At 64.4% G+C, this 18,332-nt stretch carries 19 protein-coding genes and 1 tRNA gene; 9 read left to right on the forward strand and 11 right to left on the reverse strand.

What is annotated here, in order from left to right:
* Positions 1-9: 9 nt before the first annotated feature.
* On the reverse strand, positions 10-312 hold the full coding sequence (locus HU752_RS07750) for an ArsR/SmtB family transcription factor (protein WP_186688430.1): 303 nt from the start codon (positions 310-312) through the stop codon (positions 10-12).
* 156 nt (positions 313-468) lie between these two features.
* Here HU752_RS07750 and HU752_RS07755 point away from each other — a divergent pair, with 156 nt between their 5' ends.
* Positions 469-1,056 carry an acyl carrier protein phosphodiesterase gene (locus HU752_RS07755; RefSeq protein ID WP_186688428.1) on the forward strand — a complete coding sequence of 196 codons (588 nt, stop codon included), beginning with the start codon at positions 469-471 and terminating at the stop codon, positions 1,054-1,056.
* A gap of 101 nt (positions 1,057-1,157) precedes the next feature.
* Here HU752_RS07755 and HU752_RS07760 read toward each other — a convergent pair whose 3' ends face one another.
* Positions 1,158-1,964, reverse strand: a complete 807-nt coding sequence (locus HU752_RS07760) for a lysophospholipid acyltransferase family protein (protein ID WP_186688426.1) — start codon at positions 1,962-1,964, stop codon at positions 1,158-1,160.
* Positions 1,964-2,719, reverse strand: a complete 756-nt coding sequence (olsB, locus tag HU752_RS07765; protein WP_186688423.1) for an L-ornithine N(alpha)-acyltransferase — start codon at positions 2,717-2,719, stop codon at positions 1,964-1,966. Before olsB ends, HU752_RS07760 begins: the two co-directional genes overlap by 1 nt.
* A gap of 130 nt (positions 2,720-2,849) precedes the next feature.
* On the opposite strand from olsB, the gene HU752_RS07770 reads away from it, so the two are divergent.
* The 6 genes from HU752_RS07770 to HU752_RS07795 all read left to right on the forward strand — a co-directional run bounded on the left by HU752_RS07770 (position 2,850) and on the right by HU752_RS07795 (position 8,491).
* Positions 2,850-3,728: an acyl-CoA dehydrogenase family protein gene (locus HU752_RS07770; RefSeq protein WP_186688421.1), complete on the forward strand. Its 879-nt coding sequence runs from the start codon at positions 2,850-2,852 to the stop codon at positions 3,726-3,728.
* 59 nt (positions 3,729-3,787) lie between these two features.
* A complete protein-coding gene (locus HU752_RS07775; RefSeq protein WP_186688419.1) occupies positions 3,788-4,888 on the forward strand; it encodes a serine hydrolase domain-containing protein in 1,101 nt (366 codons plus the stop codon).
* A complete protein-coding gene (locus tag HU752_RS07780; protein WP_186688417.1) occupies positions 4,885-5,214 on the forward strand; it encodes an amidase in 330 nt (109 codons plus the stop codon). The genes HU752_RS07775 and HU752_RS07780 overlap by 4 nt, the downstream gene beginning before the upstream one ends.
* A 63-nt stretch (positions 5,215-5,277) precedes the next feature.
* The gene (locus tag HU752_RS07785) at positions 5,278-5,856 is read left to right on the forward strand and encodes a YceI family protein (protein WP_186688414.1); all 579 of its coding nucleotides are present in this window, start codon (positions 5,278-5,280) and stop codon (positions 5,854-5,856) included.
* A 2-nt stretch (positions 5,857-5,858) separates the two neighbouring features.
* Positions 5,859-7,016 (forward strand): phospholipase D-like domain-containing protein, encoded by a 1,158-nt coding sequence (locus HU752_RS07790; protein ID WP_186688412.1) that lies wholly within the window; start codon positions 5,859-5,861, stop codon positions 7,014-7,016.
* Positions 7,017-7,216: 200 nt separating this feature from the next.
* On the forward strand, positions 7,217-8,491 hold the full coding sequence (locus tag HU752_RS07795; protein WP_186688409.1) for a GGDEF domain-containing protein: 1,275 nt from the start codon (positions 7,217-7,219) through the stop codon (positions 8,489-8,491).
* A gap of 113 nt (positions 8,492-8,604) precedes the next feature.
* Here the strand turns inward: HU752_RS07795 and HU752_RS07800 are convergent.
* The 5 genes from HU752_RS07800 to HU752_RS07820 all read right to left on the reverse strand — a co-directional run bounded on the left by HU752_RS07800 (position 8,605) and on the right by HU752_RS07820 (position 12,568).
* Positions 8,605-8,678: transfer RNA gene (locus tag HU752_RS07800), tRNA-Gly, on the reverse strand.
* A 266-nt stretch (positions 8,679-8,944) separates the two neighbouring features.
* Positions 8,945-9,832, reverse strand: a complete 888-nt coding sequence (locus tag HU752_RS07805; RefSeq protein ID WP_186688395.1) for an alpha/beta fold hydrolase — start codon at positions 9,830-9,832, stop codon at positions 8,945-8,947.
* A 309-nt stretch (positions 9,833-10,141) separates the two neighbouring features.
* A complete protein-coding gene (locus tag HU752_RS07810) occupies positions 10,142-10,834 on the reverse strand; it encodes a pseudouridine synthase (protein WP_186688393.1) in 693 nt (230 codons plus the stop codon).
* A gap of 38 nt (positions 10,835-10,872) precedes the next feature.
* Positions 10,873-11,085 carry a cysteine-rich CWC family protein gene (locus HU752_RS07815; RefSeq protein WP_186688391.1) on the reverse strand — a complete coding sequence of 71 codons (213 nt, stop codon included), beginning with the start codon at positions 11,083-11,085 and terminating at the stop codon, positions 10,873-10,875.
* On the reverse strand, positions 11,078-12,568 hold the full coding sequence (locus HU752_RS07820) for a sensor domain-containing diguanylate cyclase (protein WP_186688389.1): 1,491 nt from the start codon (positions 12,566-12,568) through the stop codon (positions 11,078-11,080). Before HU752_RS07820 ends, HU752_RS07815 begins: the two co-directional genes overlap by 8 nt.
* A gap of 175 nt (positions 12,569-12,743) precedes the next feature.
* Here HU752_RS07820 and HU752_RS07825 point away from each other — a divergent pair, with 175 nt between their 5' ends.
* Positions 12,744-13,592 (forward strand): cache domain-containing protein, encoded by an 849-nt coding sequence (locus tag HU752_RS07825; protein WP_186688387.1) that lies wholly within the window; start codon positions 12,744-12,746, stop codon positions 13,590-13,592.
* Positions 13,593-14,283: 691 nt separating this feature from the next.
* Here HU752_RS07825 and HU752_RS07830 read toward each other — a convergent pair.
* The gene (locus tag HU752_RS07830) at positions 14,284-15,801 is read right to left on the reverse strand and encodes an MDR family MFS transporter (protein WP_186689171.1); all 1,518 of its coding nucleotides are present in this window, start codon (positions 15,799-15,801) and stop codon (positions 14,284-14,286) included.
* Between the two features lie 74 nt (positions 15,802-15,875).
* A complete protein-coding gene (gene pobA, locus HU752_RS07835) occupies positions 15,876-17,060 on the reverse strand; it encodes a 4-hydroxybenzoate 3-monooxygenase (protein ID WP_186689168.1) in 1,185 nt (394 codons plus the stop codon).
* Between the two features lie 160 nt (positions 17,061-17,220).
* On the opposite strand from pobA, the gene HU752_RS07840 reads away from it, so the two are divergent.
* On the forward strand, positions 17,221-18,126 hold the full coding sequence (locus HU752_RS07840) for a helix-turn-helix domain-containing protein (protein WP_186689165.1): 906 nt from the start codon (positions 17,221-17,223) through the stop codon (positions 18,124-18,126).
* On the opposite strand, the gene HU752_RS07845 is transcribed toward HU752_RS07840, so the two are convergent.
* Positions 18,110-18,286, reverse strand: coding sequence for a hypothetical protein (locus HU752_RS07845; RefSeq protein ID WP_186689162.1), 177 nt, complete (start codon positions 18,284-18,286; stop codon positions 18,110-18,112). The two genes, HU752_RS07840 and HU752_RS07845, sit on opposite strands and share 17 nt — an antisense overlap.
* Positions 18,287-18,332 lie beyond the last annotated feature (46 nt).

Consider the following 18,332-nt stretch of genomic DNA (forward strand, 5'->3'; position numbering starts at 1 on the left):
TGCGGTCCTTTAGAGCTCTTGGCTCATGATGCGGAGGAACGCCTGGATGGTTTCCTCGTTGCGTTTGAAGAAGTGCCACTGACCGGCCTTCTGGCTGCTGATCAGGCCGGCCCGCTGCAACGTCGCCAGGTGCGCCGAGACGGTCGACTGCGACAGGCCGCAGCGCTGGTCGATCTGCCCGGCGCAGATACCGTACTCATGGTTGTGCAACTGGTCGGGGAACTGGGCCTTCGGGTCTTTCAGCCAGTGGAGGATGTCTCGGCGTACTGGGTGTGCCAGCGCTTTTATTATTTCGTCGAGGTCGATGGTCATGGCGGTGTCTCTGGGGGAATAAAACGGTATATCGCGATGGGGCGAAATATAAATCGCTATTTCGCGATACACCAATATGATTTTGCTCTGGATACCGAGTAAATCGCTATATCGGGTTATAACGATATGGGGTCGCAAGGTGTTAAGCTGGCGGGCATGAACTATCTCGCGCATCTTCACCTGGGTGGGCACCACCCGGAACAACTGCTCGGCAGCCTCTATGGCGACTTCGTCAAAGGTCGGGTGGAAGGGCAATTCACGCCTTCGATCGAGGCGGCTATCCAGCTGCATCGCCAGATCGATGTGTTCACCGACAGCCATCCGCTGGTGGGCCAGGCGCTATCGCGCTTCGAACGGACCCGCCGGCGGTTTGCCGGTATCGTCCTGGACATCTTCTTCGACCACTGCCTGGCACGGGACTGGGCCCTGTATGCCGAGGGGCCGCTGGACAGTTTTACCGCCGGGGTCTACCGCGTACTGGCGGATGAGCCCAACCTGCCGGAACGCCTGGCAGAGGTCGCGCCACACATGGCGGCGGGTGATTGGCTGGGTTCCTACCGGCGCTTCGAATCGCTGGAGCGGGCGTTCCTGGGGATTGCCCGGCGCCTGTCGCGACCGGAGGAAATGGCCCATGCCATGGAGGAGCTGGAGTCGTTGTACGAACCGTTGAGCGAGGATTTCCGACTGTTCTATCCGCAGTTGCAGGTCTTTGCGCGGGAGCGTCGGATCGACACGATCCTGTAGGCGCAGGCGGATCGCCGCACCGCCGGCTCCTACAGGTTGATCAGCGTTCTCGGGACGGCGGGTGTCACGCCAGCGAAAACGTCTTCGACTACGTCAAACAGTCAGGCGGCTTCCGCCTCGCCGGTGACCACGGGGCGTGGCGCCGGACGTTTCACCTCGGCTGCCTCGCCGAACAGCGCCATCTGTACCGCCTGCTGGGCCTGGAACGCCAGGGCCGCACGTTCCTGGCCATTGCACGGGATTGGCTGCAGCAGCTGGATTTCGACATCGCCCTGGTCGTTGGAGAACAGGCGCATCAAATGTGACAGCAGGTCATCGTCACCGATGAAGGGCGCCAGCGTGTCCGGTTGCCCATCGCGGGTGTAGCGGATCGCCACCGGTTGCAGCGACACGTCCGCATCGATGGCCGCCGACAGCAGGCGGCCATGGAAGGTGCGCAGCGAGCGGCCATCGGTGGTGGTGCCTTCGGGGAACATCAACAGCGGGTAGGCCTGTTCCAGATGACGGGTCATCTGCTTGCGTACCAGTTGGCTGTCACCCGAGCCACGCCGGATGAACAGGCTGCCGGCCTTCGCTGCCAGCCAGCCCGCCACCGGCCAGGTACGCACTTCGGCCTTGGACAGGAAGGACAGCGGTGTCAGGGCGCCGAGCAGGGCAATGTCGGTCCAGGACACATGGTTGCTGATCCACAGCATCGGTTGCGTCGGCAGGTTGCCGCGCACCGTCACGCGAAAGGGCAGGGCATTGCCCAGGCGGGCCATGAAGAACCGTGACCAGCGTTGCCGGCGGGCCATCGAGTTGGCGATCCCCAGGCGCTCGAAGGCGCCGAACACGCTGGCCATGCTCAAGCCGAGCGCGACCACCAGCAGGACCCGGGCGATTCGCCCGTAAACCCGCAACCGGCTCATTACACCGCCGCCTTGAAGTGCCGGGCATAACGCGGGCACAGCTCGTCGCGCTTGAGCAGGATGAACACATCGGCGACCTGGAAGTCTTCGTCCCAGCACGGTTCGCCGCAGATCTTCGCGCCCAGGCGCATGTAGGCCTTGAGCAGCGGTGGCATTTCGGCGATGACGTTGCCGGGGATGTCCAGGTTCGGCAGCGGTTTCTTCGGTTCGGCACGCAGGTGCTCGGTGCTCAGGTAGCGTTCACGCAGGCGCTGCATGATCGCCTGGGCCTGGACGCCGCCATCCTGCATCGGGATGCTGGCGCAACCCATCAGGTAGCTGTAGCCGCCTTCGTTGAGCACTTCGGCCAGTTCGCCCCAGAGCACGGCGATGGTGCCGCCGTTACGGTAGGCCGGGTCGACGCAGGTGCGGCCGATTTCCAGGATCGGGCCTTGCAGGTGGCCGAGGCCATGCAGGCTGAATTCCTCTTCACTGTAGAAACGCCCCAGGGTGCTGGCGGCCTTGTGGTCGAGCAGCCGGGTGGTCGCCACCAGGCGGCCGCTGTTCAGGTCGCGCACGCCAATGTGGCTGCAGTGCACATCATAATCATCCATGTCCAGGCCGAGCTCGGCGCCTTTCAGCTTGGCATTGAATTCGCCGCTGAAAACGTTGAAGCGCAAGGCCTGGGCTTCTTGCAAGGCCGCGGCGCCCAACAGGCGTTCGGCTTGCAGGCGGCGTTCATTGCCGGTGTCGCTGATGCGGGCGATCTGAGTCATGACGCGTCTCCGGTTGCCGGCCAGGGTTGCGGCCAGTCGACTTTGTTGTGCAAAGTCAGGCTATGTAGCCCCGGTGTCATCGCCATGAAGCTTTGGTGATGCTTATATGACAGCCCCCCAGGAGCCCGCCATGCCTTGGTCCTTTCTGATCGAACCGCCGCAACGCCAGCCTGCACCCGCCGACCTGGCGGAGGGTTACGCGCAGTTGCTCGACACACTGGGCACGGTGACACCGTTCGAACTGGCGGTACGGGGCGGGCATGTCATGGCCTCGCCCGGCCTGGCGTTCCTGGTCGGGTACCAGGCGGCCTTGCGGATGTTGTGGCCCAGTGCACCGGCCAGCCTCGGTGCCTTGTGCGCCACCGAGCAGCGCAGCCTGCGTCCGGCCGACCTGCAGACGCGTGTTGAAGGCTTGCGGCTGTGCGGGCGCAAGGACTTCGTCACCGCCGGCCATGCCGCCGACTGGCTGCTGGTCGCCGCGCGCAGCGAGGAGGCCGGTGAGTCGCCGCGTTTGAGCCTGGTGATCGTCTATCCGGGCGAGCCCGGCATCCAGCTGGAGAGCCTGCCGGTACTGCCGCTGATGCCGGACATCGCACATGGACGGGTGCACTTCGACCAGGCGGCCTGCGAGCGCCTGGCCGGTGATGGCTGGGATGCCTACGTCAAGCCGTTCCGCACCCTTGAGGACATCTATGTCCTCAGCGCATTGGCCGCCTGGCTGCTCGGTGTCGGCCAGGACTGCGGTTGGCCGCAGCCTCTGCAATTGCGCCTGCTGGGACTGTTGGCCGGATTGTCCGAAGCCAGCCGGCAGAGCCCGGCTTCGGCGGCAGGGCATATCGTGCTGGGCGGGCTGTTTGCCCAGTTCGATGGGCTCAAGGCCGAGCTGGAGCTGGCCTTTGCCCAGGGGCCCGAGGAGTGGCGGGAGATGTGGCTGCGCGATCGCGGGGTGCTGGACATCGCCGCAGGCGCGCGTGCCCGACGCCTGGCGAAGGCGCTGGGGCGCGGCTGAGCGCAACTGTCATCAAGTCCCGTTAGACTGCTCGAAAGCTATTTTTCAGAGTTCGCCCAATGCCCAAGGGTTCGACCTTCCTGGCGGTTTTCCTGCTGCTTGTCACTTCCACCTCCCGCGCCGAGAGCTGGCCCGGCGCCGAATGGTCACCAGGGCCGCAGGCGACCGGCCCGGCTGTCGAAGCCTTGCAGGCCTATGCTTTCCCGCAGCGTGATGACGCGACCCGCAAGGGGGTGCGCACCGATGCCTTGCTGGTGATCCAGCACGGCCAGGTGGTCTATGAGCGTTATGCCGGACCGACCCAGCGCGATACGCCGCACCTGACCTGGTCGATCAGCAAGAGCATCATGGCCACGGTCCTGGGCGTCGCCTATGGCCAGGGCCTGTTCCAGCTGCATGACCCGGTGGCGAAGTTCTACCCTGCGTTCCAGGCGCACCCTGGGGTCACCCTGGAACATCTGCTGAACTGGTCGTCCGGTGTCGCCTGGCAGGAGGACTATGAATATGCCCCGCTGAACTCCTCGGTGGTGGCGATGTTATACACCCTGGGCCATGCCGATATGGCCGGCTATACGGCCGGGCAGGGCGAAGACGCGCCGCCCGGCCGCTCCTTCCGTTATTCCAGTGGCGATAGCAATGCCTTGGCGGCGGCCCTGCGCGGTATCGTCGGCAGCCAGCGCTACCCGGACTATCCGTGGACCGCGCTGTTCGATCCGCTGGGTATTCGGGGGGCAGTCTGGGAACGCGATGGCAGTGGCACCTTCGTCGCTTCATCCTATGCCTACCTGAAGGCTCGCGACCTGGCGCGCATCGGCCTGCTGATGGAGCGCAACGGCCGTTGGCAGGACCGGCAGTTGCTGCCCAGGGCCTGGGTCGACTTCAACCGGCGGGCGTTTGCCGGCTACAAGCCAGGGCAGGATGAGGCGGTAGGGGGCGGACAGTGGTGGCTCAACCGTTCGATCGACGGTGCGCGCAAGCCGTGGCCGGATGCGCCTGCCGACACCTTCGCCGCCCTCGGGCACTGGGGGCAGGCGCTGTATGTCATCCCCAGCGCCGGGCTGGTGATCGTGCGCTACGGCGATGATCGCGATGGCAGTTACCGTCACAACGAACTGCTCAAGCTGGCCATGACGGCCTTCGGCCCCAAGGTGCAACCATGAAGTCCGTCGGTTTCGTTCGTCGTCACCCATTCATCAGCCTGCTGGCGTTGTTGCTGCTGGCGTTGCTGGCCTGGGTCTGGAATGAGCGGGTGGCCCTGCGCGTGTTTCCCCGGATCATCAGCGCCTATACCGCCAAGGAGTACTGCTCCTGCCGGTACGTGATGAACAACAGCGCCGACTATTGCCAGGGTTATGTGAAGCAGTCGGTGCCGGTCAGCCGCCTGCTCGACGACCCACGCCAGCGCCAGGTCAGTGTCGAGGGCCTTGGGCGCGAGGCCACGGCGGTGTGGGTGAGCGAGCGTGAGGGCTGCCGCCTGCAACCCTGAGCGGTGTTTGCTCGCGCCTGCGTGGCCGGGTAAGGTGGCGCCTACGTTCAATCAGGAGCTTGCATGCACCGGTCCCGCCTTTTCCTGGCCCTGCTCGGGGCGCTGGCCTTGCCGGCCCACGCCAACTGGTACCTGGACAATGAGTCCTCGCGCCTGTCGTTCGTCAGCACCAAGAATGCCGATATCTCCGAGGTCCATCGTTTCCTGACCCTGCACGGCAAGATCGATCGCCAGGGGGTGGCAACCCTCGATGTCGAACTGGAGTCGGTCAGTACCGGCATCCCGCTGCGTGATGAGCGGCTGCGGCGTGAGTTGTTCGACATCAGGCAGTATCCCGAGGCGCAGGTCACCGCGCAGATCAACGTCCAGCCGATCAATGATCTGGCCCCGGGCGCCCAGCTGGAGCTGCGTCTGCCGCTGGTGGTGCGCCTGCACGGCAAGGAGCACAGCTACAACGCCGAACTGCTGGCGACCCGCCTCGATGACCGGCGCTTCCAGGTCGTGACCCTGGAGCCGCTGGTGGTGCATGCCGAGGACTTCGGCCTGCTGCCCGGGCTGGCGGAACTGCGCAAGCTCGCCGGCCTCTCGGCCATCAGCCTGTCGGTGCCGGTGGGTGCGGTGCTGATTTTCACGGCGCGCTGAACATGCCTGGCGCGATCTTCCCCTGGCGCAGCGACAACGCTTTCGAGCTGTTGATCGACGGGCCGGCGTTTTTCCCGCGCATGCTGGTGGCGATCGCCAGGGCCGAGTCCCGGGTCGAGCTCGAGCTGTACCTGGTCGAGGCCGGCGAGTGCGCCGAGGCCATGGTCCAGGCGCTGGTACAAGCCGCCGAGCGGGGAGTGCGGGTGCGCTGCCTGTTCGATGATTATGGCAGCCTGGCCTTTACCCTGGGCCTGCGCCGGCGCCTGCTTGAAGCAGGTGTCGAGCTGCGCTTCTACAACCGCCTGCGCTGGCGGCGCGGCTTGCGCAACCTGTATCGCGACCACCGCAAGCTGCTGCTGGTGGACAGCGCCCTGGCGGTGGTGGGCGGCACGGGGGTCACCGATGAGTTCTGGACCCCGAGTGACGACCGCTTCGAATGGCATGAGGTAATGGTGCAGATCCAGGGCCCGTTGGTGCTCGACTGGCAGCTGCTGTTCGATCGCCAGTGGCTGGCCAACGAACAGCGCACGGCCTGGAAGCCTGTCGCCCACTTCGGGCTGCCGCGCCTGCCGAGGTTTCCGCCGGCGGGGCAGGGCCTGGGGCGCGTGGCCTATGCCGATGCCCGTCAGCACCGTGACATCCTGCAGTCCCTGGTGCGTGCGCTGAACAGCGGCAGCCAGCGTATCTGGCTGGCGACCCCGTATTTCCTGCCGACCTGGAAGGTCCGGCGTTCGCTGCGCCGGGCTGCCTTGCGGGGCGTGGATGTACGGCTGTTGCTGACCGGGCCGCGCACCGATCATCCGTCGGTGCGGTATGCCGGCCATCGTTACTACCCGCGCCTGCTCAGGGCCGGGGTGCGGATCTTCGAGTACCAGCCGTGCTTCCTGCATCTGAAGATGGTGCTGGTCGATGACTGGGTCAGCATCGGTTCCTGCAACTTCGATCACTGGAACCTGCGCTTCAACCTCGAGGCCAACCTTGAGGCACTGGACCCCTCCCTGACCGCGGCAGTGGCGGCCAGCTTCGCCAGTGACTTCGAGCTCAGCCAGCCGGTCAGTCTCGCCGACTGGAAGAAGCGGCCGCTGTGGCGTCGGGTCAAGCAACGGATCTGGGGTTGGGTTGACCGCCTGGTGGCGAACGTACTGGACCGGCGGAGCTGATTCATCCGCATTTGAGGGTATTGCCCCGGGGCGACCTTGGGATAGACTCCAGCCAACCGGCTATGGAACGGGACTGATTCTCCCGGTTTTCTTGGCGGGGGCGCGCCATACGCTATCCTGATCGATAGTCGGGGGGCAGGACGCTGTGGTTTTCCAAGGGATAGATGCTGACGCTCAATTCTTCTAGCGATGTCTTCCTGATGGAAAGTAGAACTGTCACACCCGTCTCCAGCTTCTTCGACCTGCTGCTCGATGCCGTTTGCGCCGTCGATGTCGAGGGACGCTTCGTTTTTGTCAGTGCGGCCTGCGAGCGGATTTTCGGCTATACCGCAGAAGAGCTGGTCGGCACATCGATGATCGAGCTGGTCCTGCCCGCCGACCGTGAGCGGACCCTCAAGGCCGCCGCGCAGATCATGGCCGGCGAGCCCAAGCCGCACTTTGAGAACCGCTACGTGCGCAAGGACGGCCAGGTGGTCCATATCATGTGGTCGGCCCGCTGGTCCGAGGTCGATCGGTTGCGCATCGCCGTCGCCCGGGATATCACCGCCCTAAAGCTGGCCGAGGCCAAGCAGGCGGCGCTCTACGCGATTTCCGAGGCCGCTCACGCGACCGAAGACCTGCTGGCGCTGTTCCAGCGGGTGCACCAGATCGTCGGTGAATGGCTGCCGGCGCAGAGTTTCTGCGTGGCGCTGTACGACGGTGCGCGGGACCAGTTGAGTTTTCCCTATCACATGGATGACCGTCGTGCGCCCGGTAATGTCGACGGCCACTGTGCACAGATCGTGCGCAGCGGCCAGCCACTGCTGCACAACGAAGCCGAAGCGCCCTGCCTGGGGGTGCCGCTGTCTTCGCAGAACGGCATCATCGGCGCGCTGCTGGCCAAGAGTTCGGGTGGCGAACGCTATACCGGGCACGACCAGGACCTGCTGCAGTTCGTTTCGGCCCAGGTGGCCGCAGCCATCGAGCGCAAGCAGTTGCATGCGCGCCTGCAGTACATGGCGCGTTACGACCAACTGACCCACTTGCCCAACCGCGGGTTCCTGCAGGAGCGCCTCAAGGCCGCGCTGGGCAGGGCACGTCGGGAACAGGGGCGGTTGGCGCTGCTGTATGTCGACCTGGACAAGTTCAAGCAGGTCAACGACAACTTCGGTCATGCGGTCGGCGACCTGCTGCTACAGGAGGTCGCTCGCCGATTGCAGCAGTGCGTGCGTGAAACCGACACCGTGGCGCGGATCGGTGGCGATGAGTTCGTCATCCTGCTGGAGCAGTTGCACCTGGGGGACGCGGCCGCGCAGGTCGCCGACAAGATTCGTCGGCTGCTCAACGAGCCGATGGTCTGGGACGAGTGCGAGCTGAGCATCATGCCGAGCATCGGTATTGCCTTGTACCCGGAGAACGGCGAGGAGGCGCAGCAGCTGTTCAAACATGCGGACGAGGCGATGTACGGGATGAAGCGGGGGGCGGGGGTGCACTGAACACATTCGTCGAACGGGTGGCGGGTCGTTTTTCAGGCATAAAAAAACCGGCCTCTTGGGCCGGTTTTCATGTCTTCGTCGCCACTGCGGGCAACGTCGGACCTGATGCGATCTGGAGCGGGTAGAGGGAATCGAACCCTCAACTAAAGCTTGGGAAGCTTTCGTTTTACCACTAAACTATACCCGCTTTTTACATCTCTCTTTGCTCACCGAAGCGGCGGGTCCGAATGAGAACGTCAGTTGTCATTCCGGAGCGCTGGAGTGATGCCATCTCATGACACCCGCTCGGGTGGCCACTTTGTACCAGATGTTGCCGCGCAATTGAAGTTTTTCTTTGAAAATCTGTGTTTTAGCGGATCTTCCAGGCGTGTCTCGCGCCGAGGCTGATCGTGGGCAAACGGCTACTGGCCGGAGGGTTCCTGCTGGTAGACCGTTGCCCGTGACCTGGCCTGCTCACATGGCTCGTGCATGGTGCTCCTGGACGTATCGGTAGTAGCGCGCCCGGCTTTCCTGGTGGCTGGGCTTGAGGAAGTCGAGCAGGACCCGGCGCGTGTCCTGGCAGGCGGACTTGTGCTCCATGTCGAGGAAATGCCCAGCCGTTGCGATGGTGCGGAAATGGCTCTGCCGGACATGCTTGCCGAATTGCCGGGCATCCTCGGGCGTGGTGTATTCGTCCCACTCGCCGTTCACGAAGAGGACCGGTACGTGGATCCTGCTCGCAATTTTCAGGCAGCCCGGGCGGTCGCTCTCCAGCACTTCGCGGACATGAAAGTGCATCTGGCCGTACTCATGTTCGGCCAGGCTGCTGACATGGCGGTAGTTGAAGCGCTTGAACAGCGAGGGCAGGTGCTTGCCGATGGTGCTGTTGACCAACTGGCCGACCTCGGCGCGGTCACAGGCGCCCAGATGCTTGATGCCACGCTCCAGGTAGTCGCGCATCGGTTCGTTGATCACCGGCGAGAAGGAGCAGATCACCGCCTTCTCGATGCGCCGCGGCTGTTCGGCCAGCGCAACCAGGGTCGCCGCGCCGCCCCAGGAGAACGACATCACGTGCTCGGCGGCGAAGTGGTCGATCAGTTCCAGCAGGATCTGCGCCTCGACGGCCCGGGTGAGCATCTTCTCGTGGTGGTTGTGGGCCCGGGACCGGCCCGCGTAGGGCTGGTCGTAGCACACGACGTTGTACTGCGGGTGCAGGTTCTTCACGGTCTGTGCAAATGACGCAGTGGTGGCCATCGAGCCGTTGACCAGGATGATGGTCTTTTCCGCGGCATCCGCGCGATAGAACTCCGTGTAAACCCGATACTGACCCTGTATATCCAACACAGCGATTTCTGGCGTCATGTCAAAGACTCCTGGCAAGCGGGTATGCGCGCAACTGACTGTGCACGAGATATATGACAGGTAGGCATTTGCCTGGAATTTTCAGCCCATGCCGGTCCTGTGAAACGCTGGCCGGCGGGTGTTGTTATAGGCGGGCAATCAGCCGGAAAGCCAAGGCTGGCAAGCCCTGGCGCCGACAAAAAGTTTTTTTAGCTAGGATGTGACCTGTCAGTCATTTTTTGGCTGACGGTCTGATTCAAGCAGCGGACCGGCGATTGCGCAAGGAGCGATTTGGCATAAGCGGCTCACTTCTGCTCAACGGTATGTGACTCAGACGCGGATGATTTCGTCGCGCGTCAGCGGACGGTACTCTCCGGGGGCGAGGGTGTCGTCGAGCACCAGCGGGCCCATGCGTTCGCGGTGCAGGCGCAGGACCTTGTTGTCGAAATGGCCGAACATCCTTTTGACCTGGTGATAGCGGCCTTCGACGATGCTCAACCGGGCGCTGCGCGGCCCCAGCAGTTGCAGGTCGGCAGGCTGGGTGGTGAGGTCCTCGAAGGCGAAGTACAGGCCCCTGGCGAACGTCTCGGCGTACTGCGGGCCGATCTCCTGCTCGGTTTCCACGTAGTAGACCTTGGGCAGCTTGGCCTGCGGCTGGGTCAGTCGCCTGGACCACTGGCCGTCGTTGGTCAGCAGCATCAGGCCGGTGGTGTTGAAGTCCAGGCGCCCGGCAATGTGCAGGTCCTCGACCTCCGGCTCCTGGAGCAGGTCGAGTACGGTGCGGTGTTGTGGATCGCGGGTCGCGCTGACACAGCCCTGGGGCTTGTGCAGCATGAAGTAGCGTGCCGGGCGGCCGGCCTGCAGGATCTCGTCGTCGACTTCGACCCGGCTGAACTCGCGCACCTCGTGGTGCGGGTCGCCGATGGCCTGGCCGTCGACCCGGATCCGGCGTTCCACCAGCAGCAGGCGCACCTGCTGGCGATTGAGGCGGGGCAGGTTGCTGAGGAAACGGTCCAGGCGCATGACAGGAGGGTCGTGGGAAAACGGGCCGCTATTCTACGTCATGCTGGCGGCGGCTGCTTCAGCTGTTCATCCACCTGGGCGCAGCGTGGGCACAGGCAGGCCGTGTTGCGCAGTTCGGCGGGCAGCGCTTCGAGTACCGCCGGGTCGATGCTGACGCTGTAGCACCAGCAGGGCCGGTCCACGGTGCGCGGGTCGGCCAGGGTGCAGTCGTTGCGTGCGCCGCAGGCTGGGCAGAGGCCGGGGTCAGGCATGGGCGGGGACCGCCAGGTCGCTGCAGACACGGTTGCGGCCACTCTGCTTGGCCCGGTACAACGCCTGGTCGGCGCGGGCCAGCAGGCTGTGCAGGGTATCATCGGCGCGCAGCGACGTCAGGCCGATGCTGACGGTCAGTTGCAGGCTCTTGCCGTTGTAGCCGTAGCGTTGCTGTTCGATGTGCTGGCGAATCTTCTCGGCGATCGACAGGGCATGGGCGCTGTCGGTGTCCTTGAGCAGGACGATGAATTCCTCGCCACCCCAGCGGCAGATGATGTCCGACTGGCGCAGGCAGCTCTCCAGGTTGCGGGCGAAGCCGCTGAGCACCACATCGCCGGCCAGGTGGCCGTGGTTGTCGTTGAGCTGCTTGAAGTGGTCCAGGTCCAGCAGCAGGGCGGTCAGGGGCTTGGGTTCACGCTGGGCCTCGTTGAGGGCCTGGGCCGCCAGCAGGTCGAAGCCGCGGCGGTTGGGCAGGCCGGTGAGGCTGTCCAGCGTGGCCAGGGCCTGGATCTTGCGCTGGTAGCGATGCACCACGCGGTTGAGCAGCACCAATACTATGAGTGTCACCACCAGGCAGATCAGCAGGTTCAGGTACAGCGACTGGCGAATGCCGCTCAGGGCACCGTCTTCGCGCTTGTCGACGAACAGGTACCAGTTCAGCTCCGGGATGAAGCGCACATTGAGGAAGTGTTTCTTGCCGTCCGGCTCGGTGTACTCGTAGCTGCCATCGTGTGGCTTGGGCAACTGGGCCTGCAGGTTCTTCAGGCTCTCGATATTGTTCAGCGACTGGCCGACCCGGGCACCCTCTGGCCCACCATCGGCACCGGTCAGTACCAGGCGACCGAAGTTGTCGACGAAATATACGCCGCGCTGGTAGCGCTGCTGGTACTTGTCGATCAGCTTGATCACGGCGTCCACCGTCAGGCCGACCCCGGCCGCGCCGATGAAGTTCTCCTGGTAGTCGAAGACCTTGTAGTTGATGAAGAACGTCAGGCTGTCATGGTTGGCCATGTCCGGGTCGACGTTGATCTCGTAGGGTTCCTTCATGTCCCTGACACGGAAGTACCAGAGGTCGCGAGGTTCGTTGATACGCACGCTCTTGAGCACGCCCTTGGCCTGGTAGTAGGTCAGGTTGCTGTTGGAGACGAAGAAGGCCGTGTAGGCACCGTAGTGGGTCATGACCTCGTTGAGGTAGCGGGTCATCTGCTGTGGGTCGCGTTCACCCGCCATGACCCAGTCGCGCAGGAAGGTGTCGCGGGCCATCATCGAGGAGATCAGGATGGGCCTGACCAGATCCTTCTGGATTTCCGAGTAGACCGTGTCGGACGTCAACGGCAGTTCGGTATTGATGATGCCGTCGCGGATCGAGGCACGGGAGGCGTGGTAGCTGAGCAGTGAGGTGGCCAGGAAACCGCAGCCGAGCAGGGCGATCAGTGTTACGGCCAGCGAGCGTTGCGAGTAGAGCACGGAGCGAAGCGGCATCACGATTCCATCGACGGGTATGCGGTGAACGCATTCTAGTGCGGCCACTGGAAAATAACCGCTCAATTTTGGTGGCTATCTGCTGCTGTCGAATCGACCCCTGTCTGCTGAATGCTTCCGTATAGGCGGTGACGGTCTACGCTGCTGGCAGGTCAACAGGAATGGGGGATGCACCATGGGGTTGGGTTTGATTCGGGCCTTGTCAGGCGGCCTGATGCTGTTGTGCCTGGGGCCGGTGCTGGCGGCGACCGCGCCGGATGATGAGGCCCCGGCGGCCAGGGCGCTGCTGGAAAAGGCATTGGCCTACTATCACGAACAGGGAGACCAGGCATTTGCGGCCTTCAGCCGCCAGGGCGAGTTCGTCGACCAGGACCGCTATGTGTTCGTGGTCGATACCCATGGGGTGATGCTGGCCAGCGGCGGGCCATCCTCGGCCCTGATCGGCCGGGATGTGTCCGAAGTGCTCGGTGCGGATTTGCGCAAGGCGTTCAAGGCGGCGTTGACGACGCCGGACAATGGCGCAATCCAGGAGGCCGAGTATCGCTGGCAGAACTGGAAGGATGGCAAGGTCGAGCGCAAGCGGGTGTTCTACCAGCGGGTCGGTGAGCGCATCCTGGCCGTGGGTTATTACCTGCCGCGCGCATCGGCGCAGGAGGCCAGGGCCTTCCTGGACCGCGCGGTGACCGAACTGGGCAGGAACCGCCAGGTGCTGCTGGACGAGATCAATGCCTCGCCGGGCGGTTTCCTGCAGGACGACCTGTATGTCTTCGTGGTCGATCTCAAGACCCGCCGCTATCTGGCCCATGGCACCAATCAGCGATTGCTCGACACCGATTTCGGCAAGGTCAGGGACCCCGACGGCAAGCCGGTGGGTGAGCCGATCCTGGCCCTGATGAACAAGCAGGAGGAGGGCGAGTACGAGTATCGCTGGAAGAACCCGGTGACCGGCAAGGTCGAGAACAAGCACACCTACCTCAAGCGCGTTGGGCAACTGCTGCTGGCGGTCGGTTACTACCGCCCTTGACGGTTTGTTATGAACCCCAGGGCGGGGGCCTTACCTGTGGCGAGTGGGCTTACCCATGTTCGGCTGCGAAGCAGCCGTGAACCGTTGACCACCGTTTACCTGGCATACCGCGCTCGCAGGCTTTGGGGGCGCTTTGCGCCCCAACGCGGGCAAGCCCGCTCGCCACGGAGGGGCAGTGCCCAGGCGGTACTCGGTTGGGTAGGGCGACCGCCGCGGCCAAGCCCAACCGGGCCAGCCCGCTGCTGATCAGCCGCTCGGCGCGCAAGCGAAGTGACAACCCGGATAGGGCTTGTACCTGTGGCGAGTGGGCTTGCCCACGTTCGGCTGCGAAGCAGCCGTGAACCGTTGACCACCGTTTACCTGGCATACCGTGCTCGCAGGCTTTGGGGGCGCCGTGCGCCCCAGCGCGGGCAAGCCCGCTCGCCACGGAGGGGCAGTGCCCAGGCGGTACTCGGTTGGGTAGGGCGACCGCCGCGGCCAAGCCCAACCGGGGCAGTCCGCTGCTGATCAGCCGCTCGGCGCGCAAGCGAAGTGACAACCCGGATAGGGCCTGTACCTGTGGCGAGTGGGCTTGCCCACGTTCGGCTGCGAAGCAGCCGTGAACCGTTGACCACTGTTTACCTGGCATACCGCGCTCGCAGGCTTTGGGGCGCCGTGCGCCCCAGCGCGGGCAAGCCCGCTCGCCACGGGGTCAGCGGGCTTTGTCTTCCCGGCCACGCAGTACCCGGTTGGGCATGGCGATGGCAGCGGCCAGGCCCAGCAGGGCGACGCCTGCGCTGATCAGCAGCAGGTGGCGGAAGGTCAGCAGCAGTTCGGCCCGCAGGGTTTCCTGGGCCGGCCCCGTGGCCGCGTTGAGACCATCGAGCAGGGCGTTGCCCGAGTGGCCCTCGCCGAGCACCGCGCCGCTGGCCAGGTGAGTCAGCCCCGAGTCCTGCACCAGGGCCAGCAGCAGGGCCGACATCAGGGCCACGCCGACGGCACCGCCGAGCGAGCGGAACAGGTTGGTGGTGCTGGTCGCGACGCCGATATCGCGCTGCTCCACCGAGTTCTGCGTGCCCACCAGCGAAGTCGGGAATTGCAGGCCGCCGGCGATACCGCACAGCAACATGAACAGGCTGCTCAGCAACACCGACTGGGGAGGCGTGAAGGCCATGCCGACGATGGACAGTGGCATCAGCAGCGCGCCACTGAGGATCAACGGCTTGTAGTAGCCGGTCACCGAGGTCATGCGCCCGGCGAAGTAGGCGCCCATCGGCAGGCCCATCGCCAGCGGCAGCAGGTGCAGCGCCGCACTGTCGGCCCCGGCTCCGGTCACGCTCTGGAAGCGCAGCGGCATCAGCACGGTCAGGGAGATCGCCTGGAAGCTGGTGAAGAAGATCGTGCACCAGCACAGCACGGCATTGCGGTTGACGAACAGGTGCATTGGCAGCAGCGGCTCGACCGTGCGTCGCTCATGCAGGACGAACAGCGTCAGGCCCACCACCGCCGTGGCCAGCAACCCGAGCACGTCGCTGTCGTTCCAGTGATAGCCCTGGCCGATCCGGGTGATGCCCAGCAGCAGGGCCGTCAGGCCGATGACCATCAGTACGGTACCGAGGTAGTCGATGACCGGCTTGCGCTGCGGCACCGGCAGCCCGACCAGCACGCGGTGGGCGACCCACCAGGCCGTCAGCCCGAGCGGCAGGTTGATCAGGAACACCCAGCGCCACGACAGGTATTCGGTCATGTAGCCGCCCAGCACCGGGCCGGCGACGCTGGCCAGCGCGTACATGCTGCTGAAATAGCCCTGGTAGCGACCGCGTTCGCGCGGTGGCACGACATCACCGATGATCGCCTGGCTGACCGAGACCATGCCACCGGCCCCGATGCCCTGGATGATCCGTGCCAGGACCAGCTGCTCCATGCTCTGGGCCAGGCCGCAGAACAGCGAGGCCAGGGTGAACAGGCCCATGCCGAACAGCATCAGCCGACGGCGGCCATAGAGGTCGCCGAGCTTGCCGTAGATCGGTACGGCTACCGTCATGGCGACCATGTAACCGGAGATCACCCAGGCCAGCAGGCCGACGTCCTTGAACTGGGCGGAGATGGCCGGCATCGAGACCGCGACGATGGTCTGGTCGAGGGCGCCGAGGAAAATCGCCATCATCAGGGCGATCAGTATGCTGCGAATCGCCGGCTTCGTCTGGCCGGGCTGATTGAGGTTGGTCACGGTATAACCTGCACGCGGAAGTGGACCCGCACATCGGCTGTGCGGGGATGCGTGTCAGTTTACTCGATAGCTTGCTATTCGATAGCCTCATAAGGAAGGCCCACGTAGTTTTCCGCGATGGTCCGACGCCCGGCTTCGGAGCCGACGAAGTACTCGAGTTCGGTCTGCTGCAGCCGTTGGCTGAAGGCGTCGGTATCGGGGAAACGGTGCAGGATCGAGGTCATCCACCAGGAAAAGCGCTCGGCTTTCCACACCCGGCGCAGGCAGATCCGCGAGTACTGCTCCAGCAGTTCGCTGCGCCCTTCGCGGTAGACCTTGCGCAGGATGTCGAACAGCGTGCTGACGTCGCTGGCGGCCAGGTTCAGGCCCTTGGCGCCGGTCGGCGGGACGATGTGGGCGGCATCGCCGACCAGGAACATCCGACCGTACTGCATGGGTTCGACCACGAAGCTGCGCAGGGGGGCAATGCTCTTCTCGATCGACGGGCCGGTGACCAGGTTGCGGGCCAGGCTGTCCGGCAGGCGAGCCTTGAGTTCATCCCAGAAACGCGCGTCGGACCAGTCCTCGACCTTCTCGTCGGCCGGTACCTGCACGTAGTAGCGGGTACGGGTTGGCGAACGCATGCTGCACAGGGCGAAACCGCGCTCGTGATTGGCGTAGACCAGTTCCTCGCTGACTGGCGGGGTGTCGGCGAGAATACCCAGCCAGCCAAAGGGATAGACCCGTTCGAAGACCTTCAGCGATTCGGCCGGGATCGATTGTCGGGCCACGCCGTGGAAACCGTCGCAACCGGCGATGTAGTCGCAGTCCAGGCGGTGGGTCTGGCCGTCCTTTTCGTAGGTCAGCCAGGGCGCGTCGGTCTTCATGCCGTGGGGGCGCACATTGTCGGCCGCGTAGATCGTCCGGGCGCCAGCGGCCTCGCGGGCCGCCATCAGGTCGCGGGTGACCTCGGTCTGGCCGTAGATCATCACGCTCTTGCCGCCGGTCAGGGTCTTGAGGTCGATATGCACCCGGCGGCCATCGAAGGCCAGTTCGAAGCCGCCGTGGACCAGGCCCTCGGCATCCATCCGGCGGTTGACCCCGGCCTGGCGCAGCAGGTCGACCATGCCCTGTTCCAGCACGCCGGCGCGGATTCGACCGAGTACGTACTCCGGGGTCTGGCGTTCGATGATCACGGTGTCGATGCCGGCATTGTGCAGCAACTGGCCGAGCAGCAGGCCGGACGGACCGGCACCGATAATGGCGACTTGAGTTTTCATTGTTGTTCTCTCTGCAAGCTCCACGCGGCGTACCGGTGAGCGGGTTGTTATGTTTGTGCTTGCATTTTTCGCTTGCGAGATGGGCTTTAGAAGGTGAAAACTGCGCCTTTATCGGTACTTTTCAACAATAAGGGCGATTATCGCCCAAGGCCCGACGCTGATGAACAAGCCTGCGGCACCGGCGATTCCGGTGTTCAAGCTCTACGGGGAAAACCAGGACTGGATCGCCCCTGATCTCTTGCACTGCGAGACCATTCCCAAGCGCAGTCGCCTGCACCATTGGGAGATCCAGCCGCATCGGCATGCCGATCTCTGCCAGTTGCTGTTCGTCAACAAGGGCCAGGCCCGGGTCGATATCGAGGGACAGCGCAGCACCCTTCGCGAGTCGGCGATCCAGGTGGTGCCGCCGCTGTGCGTGCACGGTTTCCAGTTTTCCGAGAACATCGATGGTCATGTGCTGACCCTGGCGGCGCCGCTGGTATCGCAACTGCAGCAGCAACTGGGCAGTTCGCCGGACGCGCTGGCGCGCGCCGCGAGTTATCCGGCGGGGCGTGACCGCGTCTACCTCAACCGGTTGTTCAGTGCCTTGCAGAGCGAGTATGCGGCGAACCAGCCGGCGCGTGACCTGCTCCTGCGTTCGCTGGTCAGCGTGCTGCTGGTGTGGCTCAGTCGCCAGGTGATCCGGCGCGAGGCGGATGGCCAGTCACCCGAGCGCGGACGCGAGTACCTGAGCCGCTTCAATGGTCTGGTCGAAGCGCATTTCCGCGAGCATCCGACGGTCGAGCAGTTGTCCCACCAGGTCGGGGTGTCGGTGGCGCACCTGAACAACATCTGTCGGGAATTGGCGGGGCAGTCGGCGTTGCAGGTGATCCACCAGCGACTGCTGCTGGAGGCCAAGCGCAACCTGATCTACACGCGAATGAGCGTCAGCCGGGTGGCCGACGAGCTGGGTTTTGCCGATCCGGCCTATTTCGCCCGGTTCTTCCGGCGCATGAGTGGGCTTTCGCCCAGTGCCTTTCGCGCCGATGTCGATCGCCAGGCCCAGGGGATCATCTCAGGGCACTGAGGCTCGCGGTATGCGGTACGCAGTGCTCGAGATTGCAGGTGGCGACCGCGTGGGGCGTTTGCCTGATCTGTTCAACCCGCCAGGCGGCGGTGGCGTACAGGGCCAGGACGGCGCTGATGGCAAGTACGGCGGCACATTTTCTTGTTTTTAGAATATTCATGACGCAGACCTCTGACTGTCGAACCGGGTTCGCTAGAAGTACTGAG

Origin of the sequence: Pseudomonas vanderleydeniana, assembly GCF_014268755.2 — a bacterium.
In the GTDB taxonomy this organism is placed as follows: Bacteria; Pseudomonadota; Gammaproteobacteria; order Pseudomonadales; family Pseudomonadaceae; genus Aquipseudomonas; species Aquipseudomonas vanderleydeniana.